This window comes from Aureimonas ureilytica, assembly GCF_001475935.1.
Taxonomy (GTDB): Bacteria; Pseudomonadota; Alphaproteobacteria; order Rhizobiales; family Rhizobiaceae; genus Aureimonas; species Aureimonas ureilytica_A.
Genome location: NZ_LDQA01000091.1, coordinates 1 through 12732, shown reverse-complemented (window position 1 = coordinate 12732; position 12732 = coordinate 1). Strand labels below are relative to the sequence as shown.

The 12732-nt window shown below is 62.7% G+C and carries 19 protein-coding genes; 15 read left to right on the top strand and 4 right to left on the bottom strand.

Going from position 1 to position 12732, the window contains the following annotated elements:
* From NS365_RS22540 to NS365_RS24660, 6 genes are all read left to right on the top strand, one after another.
* Positions 1 to 252, top strand: a 252-nt coding sequence (locus NS365_RS22540) for a TerB family tellurite resistance protein (RefSeq protein WP_193753514.1), incomplete at its 5' end; no start/stop codon positions are given.
* 5 nt (positions 253 to 257) lie between these two features.
* Positions 258 to 410 carry a hypothetical protein gene (locus NS365_RS24665; protein ID WP_193753513.1) on the top strand — a complete coding sequence of 51 codons (153 nt, stop codon included), beginning with the start codon at positions 258 to 260 and terminating at the stop codon, positions 408 to 410.
* A gap of 13 nt (positions 411 to 423) precedes the next feature.
* On the top strand, positions 424 to 1179 hold the full coding sequence (locus NS365_RS22535; RefSeq protein ID WP_058602541.1) for a hypothetical protein: 756 nt from the start codon (positions 424 to 426) through the stop codon (positions 1177 to 1179).
* A complete protein-coding gene (locus NS365_RS22530) occupies positions 1176 to 1550 on the top strand; it encodes a hypothetical protein (protein WP_058602540.1) in 375 nt (124 codons plus the stop codon). Before NS365_RS22535 ends, NS365_RS22530 begins: the two co-directional genes overlap by 4 nt.
* On the top strand, positions 1550 to 2278 hold the full coding sequence (locus tag NS365_RS22525; RefSeq protein ID WP_058602539.1) for a hypothetical protein: 729 nt from the start codon (positions 1550 to 1552) through the stop codon (positions 2276 to 2278). The genes NS365_RS22530 and NS365_RS22525 overlap by 1 nt, the downstream gene beginning before the upstream one ends.
* Entirely contained in the window at positions 2275 to 2436 is a 162-nt protein-coding gene (locus NS365_RS24660; RefSeq protein ID WP_193753512.1) for a hypothetical protein, read from the top strand. Before NS365_RS22525 ends, NS365_RS24660 begins: the two co-directional genes overlap by 4 nt.
* 164 nt (positions 2437 to 2600) lie before the next feature.
* On the opposite strand, the gene NS365_RS22520 is transcribed toward NS365_RS24660, so the two are convergent.
* The gene (locus tag NS365_RS22520) at positions 2601 to 3407 is read right to left on the bottom strand and encodes an HNH endonuclease (protein WP_058602538.1); all 807 of its coding nucleotides are present in this window, start codon (positions 3405 to 3407) and stop codon (positions 2601 to 2603) included.
* 371 nt (positions 3408 to 3778) lie between these two features.
* Here NS365_RS22520 and NS365_RS22515 point away from each other — a divergent pair, with 371 nt between their 5' ends.
* From NS365_RS22515 to NS365_RS23915, 4 genes are all read left to right on the top strand, one after another.
* Positions 3779 to 4267 (top strand): hypothetical protein, encoded by a 489-nt coding sequence (locus NS365_RS22515; RefSeq protein WP_058602537.1) that lies wholly within the window; start codon positions 3779 to 3781, stop codon positions 4265 to 4267.
* Positions 4264 to 5322 carry a helix-turn-helix domain-containing protein gene (locus NS365_RS22510; protein WP_193753511.1) on the top strand — a complete coding sequence of 353 codons (1059 nt, stop codon included), beginning with the start codon at positions 4264 to 4266 and terminating at the stop codon, positions 5320 to 5322. The genes NS365_RS22515 and NS365_RS22510 overlap by 4 nt, the downstream gene beginning before the upstream one ends.
* Positions 5210 to 5941, top strand: coding sequence for a hypothetical protein (locus tag NS365_RS22505; RefSeq protein WP_058602535.1), 732 nt, complete (start codon positions 5210 to 5212; stop codon positions 5939 to 5941). The genes NS365_RS22510 and NS365_RS22505 overlap by 113 nt, the downstream gene beginning before the upstream one ends.
* A 530-nt stretch (positions 5942 to 6471) precedes the next feature.
* Positions 6472 to 7890 (top strand): SEFIR domain-containing protein, encoded by a 1419-nt coding sequence (locus tag NS365_RS23915; RefSeq protein ID WP_082684793.1) that lies wholly within the window; start codon positions 6472 to 6474, stop codon positions 7888 to 7890.
* A 73-nt stretch (positions 7891 to 7963) separates the two neighbouring features.
* Here the strand turns inward: NS365_RS23915 and NS365_RS22495 are convergent, their stop codons facing one another.
* Both NS365_RS22495 and NS365_RS22490 read right to left on the bottom strand, forming a co-directional pair.
* Positions 7964 to 9226, bottom strand: a complete 1263-nt coding sequence (locus NS365_RS22495; protein ID WP_082684792.1) for a Y-family DNA polymerase — start codon at positions 9224 to 9226, stop codon at positions 7964 to 7966.
* Complete coding sequence (locus NS365_RS22490; RefSeq protein ID WP_058602533.1) at positions 9223 to 9660, bottom strand: LexA family protein; 438 nt, start codon at positions 9658 to 9660, stop codon at positions 9223 to 9225. Before NS365_RS22490 ends, NS365_RS22495 begins: the two co-directional genes overlap by 4 nt.
* Positions 9661 to 9906: 246 nt before the next feature.
* Here NS365_RS22490 and NS365_RS22485 point away from each other — a divergent pair, with 246 nt between their 5' ends.
* The 3 genes from NS365_RS22485 (at position 9907) to NS365_RS22475 (ending at position 11264) form a co-directional block, all read left to right on the top strand.
* Entirely contained in the window at positions 9907 to 10563 is a 657-nt protein-coding gene (locus NS365_RS22485; protein WP_058602532.1) for a hypothetical protein, read from the top strand.
* On the top strand, positions 10556 to 10747 hold the full coding sequence (locus NS365_RS22480; RefSeq protein WP_058602531.1) for a hypothetical protein: 192 nt from the start codon (positions 10556 to 10558) through the stop codon (positions 10745 to 10747). The genes NS365_RS22485 and NS365_RS22480 overlap by 8 nt, the downstream gene beginning before the upstream one ends.
* Before the next feature lie 109 nt (positions 10748 to 10856).
* Positions 10857 to 11264, top strand: coding sequence for a hypothetical protein (locus tag NS365_RS22475; RefSeq protein WP_153003915.1), 408 nt, complete (start codon positions 10857 to 10859; stop codon positions 11262 to 11264).
* Positions 11265 to 11621: 357 nt separating this feature from the next.
* On the opposite strand, the gene NS365_RS22470 is transcribed toward NS365_RS22475, so the two are convergent.
* The gene (locus NS365_RS22470) at positions 11622 to 11876 is read right to left on the bottom strand and encodes a helix-turn-helix domain-containing protein (protein ID WP_058602529.1); all 255 of its coding nucleotides are present in this window, start codon (positions 11874 to 11876) and stop codon (positions 11622 to 11624) included.
* Positions 11877 to 12177: 301 nt separating this feature from the next.
* On the opposite strand from NS365_RS22470, the gene NS365_RS22465 reads away from it, so the two are divergent.
* On the top strand, positions 12178 to 12465 hold the full coding sequence (locus NS365_RS22465) for a hypothetical protein (RefSeq protein ID WP_058602528.1): 288 nt from the start codon (positions 12178 to 12180) through the stop codon (positions 12463 to 12465).
* The coding region (locus NS365_RS22460; RefSeq protein ID WP_058602527.1) for an HNH endonuclease signature motif containing protein at positions 12462 to 12732 on the top strand (271 nt) is incomplete at its 3' end. The genes NS365_RS22465 and NS365_RS22460, both read left to right, overlap by 4 nt.

Genomic DNA, 12732 nt, shown 5'->3' with positions numbered 1-12732 from the left:
GCCTTCGCGCAGCGCGACATCGAGACGACGATTGATGCAATGATGTCGCGCGCCGAGGGCGGACGCTCCGGCCGGCTCGGCCTCTACCGCGAAATCGAGCAGATCGCCGCCGATCGCGACATTGCCGAGATCGTCTATCTCGCCGCGCTCGACGTCGCCGAAAGCGATGGTTCGATCGGCGAGAAGGAAAAGGCGGTGCTGACCAAGATCTGCACCACCCTCGGCCTCAACCCCGCGAACTACGACATCTGACGACGATGCTGGCTTTCCTCAAAGCCAAGGCGCGGGCGGTGGCGTTCATCGCCGCCTGTGTCCTTCTCGCCCTCCAGATCGTGCTGCCGACTGCGCTCGACCTCCTCTTCGGGATGCTCGCGCTCGGTGCCGTCTGGCTCGCCCTCCACCTCACCTGACAAGGAGCCCGCCATGGCCACGCGCCGCCCGTTCCAAGACGTTGAAAACGACATCATCCGCTCGGGCGCGCGCTCCGGGCTCGGCTGCACGGCCATCATGCGCAAGCTGAAGGACGCGGGGCATGTCCGCTCCGCGTCTGTCGTTGGCGCGTCCGGCGCCTACCGCGAGGGGCGCGTCGACTATGACAGGGCGCGCAAGAAGGCTGTGGTGATCAACCGCGATGCGTCGTTGCGCGCCAAGGCAGCGAAGGAGGGGGCCGCACCCCCGACCTTCACGACGACGTTCGACCAGATCGTCTATGCGCAGGCCAAGGCTGGCGCCTCACTGGACCAGATCGCAGACGCCCTGCAAGCGGAGGGTTGCGGCAACCCCTCCCTGACGACGATCAACCAATCTGCGGCCTATCGCGAGGGTAAGGGCCTGACGCTGCGGCCGCGCACGACGCGCCCGTGGTCCGCAAAGGAAAGCGAGATCATTGCCGACGGCGCGCGTCGCGGACTGACCGGCCCGGCGATCCTCAAGGCTCTCACGGCGGCCGGGTTCGAGCGCGGCGTTCGCTGCGTCACCGCCAGCCAGGTCTACAAGCAGGCTCGGCAGCTCTGGCTTGATGACGTCGAGCGCGACGCCGCCAAGGCCGCGGAACTGGCAGCCGCGCAGGCTGCCCCTCAGCCGGCCCCGGTCTCACGCGGTTTCGTCACGCGCTTTGAGGGCGTGTCGCTCCCGTATCTGCCTTTCCAGAAGGGCTTCGGCGAGGTCGTCGCACGATGATCGACTGGCTCGCCCATCGTCTGGAACTGGCCGAAGGCGCCGATCTCGCGATCGATCACGCGCTTCTCGACTGGCTGGCCGATGGTGTCGGGCTCGGTCATTCGCCTGCCTGGCTCGTCCATGTGCGCAGCCTGACGGGCGACGCCACCGGCGCGTTGGGCATTCTCGACGAGGTTTTTCCGGACGCCGCCTACAGCCTCGTGCGCGGCAACGGCTCGACGCACCGCTTCACCCTTCTGCCGGCCGGCGACGGCCGCCCCTATACGGCCGAGGCGCGCCATCCGGCCAATGCCGTGATCGCCGCCGTCCTGCGCGCCTTCGCTGCGGACGCCGCCCATTCTCTCCAACCGATCGAAAGGGCCGCAGGCTGATGGCCGGGAACCGCTCGCTCCAGAACCGCTCGACCGCCGTCATGCAGCGCTGCCACGAAGCGCCCGACAGCCTCAACTATTTCCCGACGCCACCTTGGGCGACGCGCGCCCTTTGCGAGTGGCTCGAATCGCGCACCGCACGCCTGCCGTTCTCTTCCGTCTGGGAGCCGGCCTGCGGCGAAGGTCATATGGCGCGGCCACTCGGCGAATATTTCCAGTTCGTCACGACAAGCGACGTCCACGACTATTCGCAGACCTTCCATGATCAGGGGCGCGTCGGCGACTTTCTGGTGACGTGGGATCATTCTCCGAAGATCCAGGCGCAGGGCGTGGACTGGATCATCACGAATCCGCCCTTCCGCTTGGCGCAGGAGTTCATCGAGACTGCCCTCGGCATCGCGCGCCAAGGCGTCGCAATGCTGGTTCGCTCAGCCTTTTTGGAGTCGCGCGAGCGCTATGACGGGCTGTTCTCCAAGCAGCCGCCCACGGACATCCTGCAGTTCGTCGAGCGCGTTCCGATGCACAAGGGCAAGATTTCGGCGGATGCGACGACGGCGACCGCTTATTGCTGGCTGGTCTGGTATCCCTCTGCCTATGGCAGCCGCCAGCATGACGACGCGCCCCGCTTTCGCTGGCTGGCGCCATGTCGTGCCCGCCTCGAGCGTCCTTCGGACTATCCGCGCGCGGCCTTGGCGCCTACGCCGCTGTTCGACGAGGCTGCCCTATGACCGCCGCCGTCGTCATCCTGGTTGGGTCCGTTGCCGTTTTCGCAGCGGGCCTCGCCGTCGCCGAAGAGGCGCGCCGCTGGATGGGGCGTGTCGGCGGCTTCACCCTCATGACGATCGGCGTCTTCGGCTTCGTGGCCGTCTTCGTTGCGGTGGCGTGATGGCGGACCTCTTCGGCCTCCCCGATCCGCCGCCGGCCCGCAAGCGCAGGGCTATGGAGCACCCGGCTGCCGCCTCGCCGGTCGCCTGCACCCTCGCGTACAAACGGGCCGGTCCTGAAACCGGGCTGCGCGTCTGCAGACCGGAGTGGGGCGCCTGCCGGACGCTAGAGATTGGGTTCGATCTCCCGCATGCGAGCTTTCAGAGCTTCGTTGAAGTCTTTCCCGTCAGCCGCGTGATGAACGCGTCGGTGGCATACGGGGTGCAGGGCGATAACGTGCGAAATGAGGTCCGGTCCTCCGTCGGAAAGCCGATGCGTGTGGTGGGCCTCCAGGTATGGTGTGCCGTTGGGACGTGCAAAGGGCGCGCTCTCTCCGCAGCACTCACAATGACCTTTGGCCCTAGCGAGGATGTAATTTCTGACGTCGCGGCTACGCTCGATGACAGAGCGAGGAGCCTTGTCCTTCGACGGACTTGCTTGGCCTGCAGCCAATGCTCGTTGTCTCAGAACGTCTATGGGGTCGGCCGCATAGACTTCATCGTCGTCATCGATCGCTGCTTCGACGGCGTCGGCAGATCGGAGTTCGAACACGAATGCGTCCCGTCGATCGCCGAGCTTATCCTTCGCCTTGATGGTTCGATGTTGTTCGTAAAACATCTCGCCGATGTATTGAACCAGCCCGTTCTTGAGGATGCGAAAGGCAAGCAAGGCGTTACCGTTATGGACGTGGTCACGTATAGCTACGTTGCCTTTATCCATGGTCATGGGGCCTACTTGGCCTTCGCCAAAAAATTCATAAATGCCGTCAGGGCGAAGGCGATTTGCATATCCGTACGAGCTGACACCCTCTCGCCCGAACAGAATCACGACACCCTTGTGGGTCGTAACAATCCCACTGCGCCCGTTCCCGCCAAAGTCTTTATGAATATCAACGCGGCGATACGATTTCCCGCGCTCAAATCCCCAGCTCATGTGTCTGCTCCTACCCATGCAGATATCGAAACTACTCGTGAGTACACGGCATACGGGAAATTCCTTCCGAAATTCCCTAACTCTGATCCCCAGGCAATCCTCAGAAGCGAACGGGGCGATGTTTCTCGCCAACTCTTTCTCAGGCTTCCGTTAGCGGCGAAGAGCCCTGCGTATACTCGGTACTCTTTGAGCTTATGCAGGAGGTCGCGCCGGCATCTTCGGTCACCAACGGGAGCCAATTGGCCAAGCGCCCTCGCAAAAGCCGAAGGCCGTTGGAGACCACGCCACCTAGCTGCGAGGGCCAGTTCGTGACCCTCTACTACGGCAACGTCCCCTTACCCTTCACTGCTTCTTGGTCAAGCGAAGAGGCCATGATGATCGCGCCTTGCCGCTATGCCGAGGCGCGGCCGGCCGTTTGTCAGTCCATTTCGCCCGGCGTCGGCCGGCCACTCTTCGCCAAGCCGCATATGGTCCGCCAGCGGCAGGCGATGGCGCAGGATCTCTGCGACCTGTGCGGCCGGCCGCTGAAAGGCCGGACGAAGGTCTCGCTCTCGCACGCGGCCGTGCGCTTCAACGCGGCCGAGGGCGCGGCTGTCCTGCAGGTAGAGCCGCTGGTCCATCGCGAGAGCGCGGCCGTGTCCGTGCGCCACTGCCCTTCGCTCCAGCGCGACATTGCCGAGAATCGGCTCGACGTGCGGCGCGTGACGCGCTCGCGCGTCCAGCTTGCGCAGCTGACGGGCGCGGCGACCATGGAGTTCTGCGGCGTCAACCGGCCGGGCACTGTCGGCCACGCCAAGATCGAAATCCTGTCGTCCGTCTCCATGCCCCTCGAATGGCTGCAGTGGGCCGGCAGTCCGTGACCAAGCGCCCCGGCCCCCGCTACGCCATCATTCCAGCCGATGCGGTCACCGATCCCTCGCTTCAGGGGCCGGACCTCAAGGTGTTGGCCCTTCTCGGCCGTCATATCGACCGCAAGGGCTGGTGCGTTCGCTCTCAGGGCCGGATGGCTGACGAACTCGGGATCGCGCGCGGGACGCTTCAGCGCGCCCTGGGGCGGCTCGTGTCGGCCGGCTATGTCGAGGTGAGCCATGAAAAGCGCCGGGACGGTGGGCAGGCGGCCAACCGCTACCGTGTCATCCTCGACGATCAGGCCCGCGCTGATCAGCTGGACCTCTTCTCTGACTTCGGATCCGATGCCGTTCGGGCCGAAGTCGAGGCACCCCCTGCCTCACAGATGAGGCACCCCCTGCCTCATCCAGGCGAGGCACCCCCTGCCTCACCTAAGCGAGGCACCCATAAGGAACGACCCCTTCAGGAAACGTCCCCTTCCGATATCGGAGCCGAGCCGCGCGCGCGCGACGTTGCAAACGACCATCGATCCGAGCCGGTGCCGACCCGGACGGAACTGCCAGCGGGTGCCGTCCCGCCGGTTCGTCTCAACGTCGAAGCCGTGCCGTTCCTGCCGAACCCGCCTGCCACGGTAGACCGCTCCGACCTTGCAGCGCTTCAGGACCGCCTCGAGGCGGCTGCCGGGGCTATGATGGACCCGACCGCCGGCACGCTCGGCGACGTCTCGGCCGTCCTGGGCTGGATCGTCGAGGGCTGCGACCTGGAGCGGGACATCCTGCCGACCATCGCGGGCCGCGCCGCGACCCATCGCGGCAAGGGCATCCGCAGATGGAGCTATTTTGCGGAGCCGGTGCTGGAGGCATTCCAGCGCCGCACCGCCCTTGCGGCGCGCATCGCTGCATCGGCCGAGCCGGCCGCGTCCATCATCCCCTTCGATCCGAAAGGCGCTTCCCATGCCGCATCATCCCGTTTCGCGCCCGAACCAACCGGGGGCCGTTTCGCCGCTGCAGCCGCAAGGCGCCGCAGGGGGCTCGCTGGCGGCTCGGCTGGAGGCGAGGACGGTTAAGGTCGCCCCCGGCCTCTACCGGTTTCCGGCCGGCGGTGGCCTGTCGGCCAACGATCGCCAGGTCATCACCTTCGAGACTTTCCGGCTTGCCAATCTGCTGGCCGAGACAGTGCCGAACGACGGCGGCCGGGTAGTCGAAGAGATCGCGGAGCAGGTTTGCGCCTCCTTCGTCGCCAACGACCGCAATAACGCGGACCAGGCGATCTACGACGGATATGCCATCGCCCTGCCGGGGCGGGCCGCCGCCGCCGTCTACGAGGCCGTGCAGCGCATTCTTCGCGATGAGGCCCCGCCGGAATACAGTAGGAAGTTCCGCCCCCAGCCGGGCGAGATCGCGCAGCTATCGCGCGCCATCGAGAAGGAATGGGCGCTGGAGCGCGCGCGGCTTGAGCGCCTGCTGACGCTGGAGGAGCAGCCGCCATCCCCGCCCGAGCCGGAGATGACCGAGGAGGGGAAGGCCGCCGTCCGTGACCGAGCGCGTCGCCTGATCGCGGGCGCGGCGCGTCACCGTAGCGCCTGGGCTCAGTCATCCGAAACCGGAACGTCGGCCGGCGCGAGGGTGGCCGCCGACATCGCTCGCCGCAAGGCGGAGCGAGACGCGCCGGAGGGACAAGCTTGATTGGGCTGTTCGAGGCTGATTTCGAGCCGGCGACGTTCTCGCCCTGCCGCGTTTGGCGCTACCGCTTGGAGCGCAGACGGGGCGTGGGGCCGGCATGCGCCAGACGCTCGATCCAATCGGGTGGGGGAACGACGGGGCGTTGTGCGGGATCGCCGCAGCGGCGAATCGGGTCATCTGCGGTTGAGGCTCGCATGGAGCGTTGGCGGGCCGAGGCGCTGCCGCCACTGATTTACTGCGGGCGACCGGCATGCCGCTTCTTGCTCTGAAGCTACAGCGGCCAGCTATCCCGGGCACGCGCTCTATCTGCCTGCGACATCAGGGCACTTCCCCTTTTATTGGGGATTTACCCGGCTAACGGTCGGCGTGGCCTCTTGCATCCAGCCAACAAATCATAAAGCTACGATCAACCAAGGCGTGTGCGAAGCAGGTTAAGCAGCGAAATTACCCAACCAGGGATACCATCAATTCGCACTACGAATTCAAAATCCGATAATCTCAACTTTTGTGAAATCTAATAGGCAGGGAATATAATGTCTAGTCCGAAAGTTTTCGTATCTTACAGCTGGTCATCGCCAGATTACCTTGGCCGTGTCATGAAGCTCGTGGAAGATCTTTCCGGGGATGGCGTGCACGTGGTAATCGATAAATACGATTTGCGCGAGGGTAACGATGCGAATGCTTTCATGGAGCAGATGGTTACGTCGGATGAGATAAAAAAAGTTATACTACTTTGCGATCCAATATATGCGGATAAAGCTAACAAAAGGACAGGCGGGGTAGGGACAGAAGCGCAGATCGTAACGTCGGAGATATTCAAGCAAACTGAACAATCGAAATTTGTAGCAGTTATTATGGATCGAACGGAAGCCGACGAAATCAGAACTCCGGCTTTCTATACGTCCAGAATATATATCGATTTGAGTAGGGATGAGAGATATACAGAGGAATATGAGAAGCTTGTTCGTTGGATTTTCGATCAGCCGCTTCATGTCAGGCCCCCATTGGGAGCCAAGCCTGCATTTCTAAATGAAGAAAAGAGGTCGATTGATCTAGGAACGGCTAGTCGTCAACGTCGAGCTCTCGATGCCGTTCGTGCAGGGCATCCGTCCGCTGTGGCTGCTCTGAATGAATATCTAGATGCTATGAGTCATAACTTCGAACGACTTCGGCTACCTAATCAATCTGATGTTGAGGCCGTTAAATCTAGTATTGAAAATTTCATTCCCTATCGGGATGAATTCTTGTCCGTCATTGACGTTGTCGCATCCCAATCTGGGGCCGCGGACATGTATGAGGCTGTGCACAGATTCTTTGAGAGGATTGCTCCGTATAGTGAGCGTCCAGAGAGTATGCATCAGTGGAACAGCGCAGACTTCGATAACTTCCGATTCATAACATACGAAATGTTTTTGTCGTCTTTTGCGATCACGTTGAAGAGGGAGAATTTCATGTTCTCCGAGATACTTGCCGGCGATTATTACGATAGCTCGCGAGAGAGAGGCGGTGACGATCGCATGGTTAGCTTCAATCTGTTCTTGAAAGAAGTTTTCACGATCGAGGAGGAGAATAACCGTGCGGAGCGGAGGTATTATGCTCCCTTGGCGCCGATCATAAAAAACCGCTTGAATGGCAGTATATTAAAGCATTCACACTTAATGCAGGCTGATTTCGTGCTTTGGCTCGTTTCGAAGAAAAAGGGGCACTGGTGGTATCCGATGAACTGCCTCTATGGCAGAGAGGTGTACGGCCCGTTTGAAGTTTTCGCGCGCTCAAAGTCGAGAAAATATTTCGATCGGTTCAAATCTGTTCTTGGTGTAAGAGATGTGGAGGAGTTTAAGGCGATAGTTGCAAAGATATTGAGCGACCCTAGAGGCGCTCCCCAGTGGGGGTTCGATACGCTTAATGCGGCGCGTTTGTCTGGCTTTGAGAATATAGCAACTGCCCCCTGACTTTGGTGCGGCTCTACACGTACTGTTTGGGTAGTGGTCGCTACCCAGACTCCGTGCATCAAATGTTAGCCCTTCATGTGGCAACGGGTATCTCGGTGATCCGCGTGGTCCAAGCCGGGCTCTTCATCGCCCGCTTCGTGTCGAACGAGCGCGCACCGATCCCGGCCGTTCCGAGCGCCAGCGTCTCGCGTCCATAGCGGGAGTTCACCGCGTCCATGACCGACATCAGGTCCGCGCCTCGGCTGTCAGTTGCGGCGAACAAATCCGTCTGCTCCCGGCCGGCGTCGCACAGGTCTTCCAGCATCACGCCGCACTTCGTGTAGGCGCCGCCCTCCTGCCACATGCTCTCCACCATGCGGGACGCCCAGCGCACGATGACGCGGGTGTCGTTGGTCGGCGGCGAGAGGCGGCAGGAGCGCTGCGCGGAGGGCGCGTTCGCCTTGCGGCCGTTTCCATGCGCAAAGCCGATCAGCCGCCCGGCCACCGATCCCTGCTCGCGGATCTTCTCGGCCGCGCGCGCCGCGCGCCGCGCCATCGCCTCGCGCAAATCCTCGATCGTCGTGACCGGCTCGCCGAACATGCGCGTGACGGCCGTCGCTTGGCGCTTCTCGGGCTCGATCACCAGCTGATCGTCGCCGACGCCGTTGAGTTCGCGCACGAGCCGCTCCAGCACCACCGTGCCGACGCTGCGCGCTTGATGCGGGTCCATGGCCGCGAGATCGGCCGTGGTGCGAATGCCGAGCGGCGCGAGGCGCTCCGACAGCGCGCGGCCGATGCCCCAGACTTCGGATACGGGCCAATTGCGAAACAGATGCCGGCGCAGGTCGACGTCATGCAGATCAATGACGCCGCCGAACACCTTCTCGCCCGCCTTGGCGAGACCGTTGGCGACCTTGGACAGGGTGCGCGTGGGGCCGAGCCCGATGCGCGTCGGCAAGCCGGTGTCGCGCTTGACCTTGGCGATGACGGCGAGGGCGGTGGCGGTATCGCCCAGCCCGTCCGCGCGCACCGGCAGGCGGAACCAGCTTTCGTCGATGGAATAGATTTCGATCTGGTCCGAGAACTCGGAGAGGACCGCGTTGAAGCGGCGGTTCATGTCCGAATAAAGCTCATAGTTGGAAGAGCGCAGTGCGAAGCCGTGCCGCTTGATCAGTTCGCGCATCTTAAAGACCGGCGCGCCCATCTTCACGCCGAAGGCCTTCGCCTCGGCCGAGCGCGCGATGGCGCAATGGTCGCCGTTGGACAGCACAAGGACCGGCACGCCGCGCAGGGCCGGATCGAAGACGCGCTCGCTCGACACATAGAAGTTCTCGACGTCCACCAGCGCCCAGGTCATCGCTGATAGTCCCGCACCCCGGCGCGCACGACGCCCCAGATCTCCACGGTCTCGTCGCAGATGCAGAGGGGATAGCTCATGCGCGCGTTGCGCGGTTCGAGATAGCCGACGCCTTGGCGGATCACGAGCTGGCGACAGACGAAGCCGCCCTCGACGATGGCGATCACGATCGAGCCGTTGCGCGCCTTCGCGTCCCGATCGACGACGACGATGTCCTGATCGTTGATTCCGGCATCCGTCATGCTGGAGCCGGAGATGCGAAACACGAAGGCCGCCGCGCGGTCGAGGCGCAGAAGCTCGATCAGGGACAGGGCGTCGTCTTCCCAGTCCTGCGCGGGCGAGGGGAAGCCGGCGCCGGCCGAGGCCACGACCCGCAAGCGGAAGCCAGGCGGGACGGCGGTGAGGGGCACAGGATGGTTGGTGTTGGGGAGCATGCGTGATCCTGTCGGCGATTCGGTTCGTGATCCGAACATAACGGGAACAGCATGCTTGGGAATAGATACCTTATGCCGCTGTGGATTGCGGGAGGCAACTGTTGCGTGCCTGTCGCCGCGCGGCTCGAATCGCCTGTGAACTAGGAAAGAAAGCCGACGATCTGCTTTGATTATCGCAAAGGGCTGCCCCATAATGTGCGGGCATTACCCGACGGGCCGGCTCCAGTGCCGAGGAGCAAGGCCAGCATGCCTGAGAAGACCCCCGCCGAATTCACCCCCGGCCAGACGAAGACCGTTGATGCCTCGACCGATGGCCGAAGCCCCCGGATCGCTTGCGGATCGTTCGCCAAGCTCCCGTTCGCGCGCTATCGCGAGCGCGCCCGGCAGCCCGTGCAGTTCCGCAATCTCGGCGTGGATATTCGCATGGCCGAGGTGGACAACCCCGCCTTCACGAAAGCCGCGCGTGAGAGCGCGGACAATCCGCGCACCATCACGGCCGCGCGCAACTCCAACGAAAGCCCGCTGGTGCGGCTGGAGCACATGGGATCGATCGATGCGCGTCAGGCGCGCGCCGGCCACATGTTCCGCCAGCTTTACGAGCGCATGATGGGCGGGCAACGCTCACCCTCCTTCCTGCAAATTCGCGTCGATGGCGGATCGGCTCCTGATGCGTTCACGGAAAGCCGGGGGAGGGCGTCGAGCCAGTTGCGGACGATCTCGGAAGAGATGACGCCCGACGATTATGCCGTGGTGCGGTTCGTCTGCGGCGAAGGCCGCTCGCTTCGAGAGCTCGACAAGACGCTCGGGGTGCGCAAGGGCGGCGGCAAGCTGCGCCTCGTGGCCGCGCTGGACAAGCTGTCGGACGTGTTGGGGCTCGGGAAGCCGAAGGCTAAGGATGGCTAAGTCGCTCACCTCCGCTGGCGTGTCGCCCGAAATGCTCCACGAGATGGCCCGGCGCGTAGAGCGCCTGACGGTCTCCCGCCGCGATCCGGAGGCCTTTTTCGTGGAGCGGTCCGAGATCGCCGACGCCTTGCGCAAAGAGGCGTGGAAAGCGGAGCGTGAGGCGCGCGAAACCCCAAGAGCATAAGTGAAGCGACCCGTCTCCCAACACGCCACAAGAAGCGTCCTCAGCCAGCGAAAGGCTCAGTCAAGCGCCTCAACCTAAGATAGATAATATTCCAACAGGAGCGTGTGTAATGACGAGCATCGGAAATCTGCTACAAAATCGCTCATCGAGCACCGAGAAGGTTAGAGTATTTGCAGATCGCGCCAAAATGATAACCTCCATCGCCGAAATCTATTCGCGAGGAGGTTATAGGTTGAAGCCGACAACCCATGCGATCTTCACCACCGGTGAAGCTCTGAAGCCGGAGACCCAGGAGGAAAGGTCAAAGCTCAACGGAACGCTCTCGCTCGCCGACTTGAATGAATATCGGGCCAACAACGGGCTCAAAACGACCTTGTCCCAAATCGACTTCGACACGCTGCTCAAGCGAACCGAAGGTCACTTCGAAAATTTCAAGACCGATGCGACGATGAACTATCGACGCAACCTATACCTCAGGGACATGAGCGAGGATTTCATCCCAAACGGTCGCTCATAAGGGCACGGCTTCCATAGACGCCATGCAACTTTGCAACCAAAAGCCGGTTCCCAAACGCAGAATGGCTTAGAGCTTGACAGGCGGGGTCGCTAAGAGCATAAGAGGCCTACGGTCGGAAGAAGCGCGCAAAACGCTTATCCGGCCTTTTTCATGTCCAATTGACGGTTTGTGGCGCGCCGGAAGCGCTCGATCAGCTTGCCGGCTGGGATGGTCCCGTCGGCGAGACGCCCGGCCTGGCGGTTGATGCGCCGGGGAGACGGACCCGGCACGGTCCTGTCTCCCCCTACGCGCCCGTCCGGCATTGAGGCGGCAATGTGCTACTGGGCTATCGGTTCCGAAGCGGTGACGAGATAGCGTCTAGCCGTTGTTCGGGATCGCTGCGGCCGACCTCGCTTCGGCCAGCGTAGTAGGGTCGATCAACGAGAGATTGCCCAGCGCAGAGCCGAGCATAAGGGATAGGCGCTCGATCGCGAGGATATGGATTCGTCGAAGCTGGGCTCTGCCATTCTCGATGTCTTGGATCGCGCGAAGCGACATTCCCATATGGTCCGCCAGTTGGGTCTGGCTCAGGCCGAGGCGCTTGCGGAAGGCGACGAACTCTTCGGACGTCATTGATCAGAAGTCCTTTCGGTCTTATCTTCCTTTAGCAACCGGGGAGCCCTCAGGCCCCCCGGCCGCTTCTTACCTCAGAGCGATGATCAGGCTTCCTAGGGCGATGATCACACTCAAGGCTTGAAGGATTAGGCTGGCTGTCTCGTAGGACATGGCCTTCTCCTTTGCAGTCAGGCGGGATTGCCTGACACGTTATTCATACGCAGTTTCTGCGTATGACGCAAGTGGATTACGCAGAAACTGCGTATTATTTTGAGCCCCGTCCGCTTCGGCTGGCGGGGCTTTCTCGTTTGGAGGTGGCATGACGCGTCAACCGAAGACGGCGCAAACGCGCGCTCGCCTTCGGGCGATGGTGCGTCGGGCCGCGATCCGTATGGCGATGGGCTGGTCTGTGCGGTCGGCGCGCATCGAGGATGGTTCGCTCGTCGTGCTGACCTTGCCGGCTCGGCTGTCCTTCGCCGAGCGGTGCGAGATCGGCACCGCACTCGGGCGCGCAGTCGGCGCTCTGCCGGCTCGAAACGTCTCCATCATGATGCTGCCGGGTGACGCCCGACTGGTCGAATGCCCGCCGCCTTGGCGGTCCACATGAGCGGAGGCCCCTACCATAGCCGATACGGGCGCGGCACGGCCGCGCAGCGCGGCTACGGCGCAAGATGGCAGAAGGCGCGGGCGCTGTTCCTGACGGAGCATCCGCTGTGCTGCCGCTGCCATGCAGAGGGCCGTGTGACGCCCGCGACTGTCGTGGATCACATCACGCCTCACAAGGGCGATCAGACGCTGTTCTGGGATCAGAAGAACTGGCAGCCGCTCTGCAAACCGCACCACGACGGTGCCAAGCAGGCCGAAGAGCGGCGCG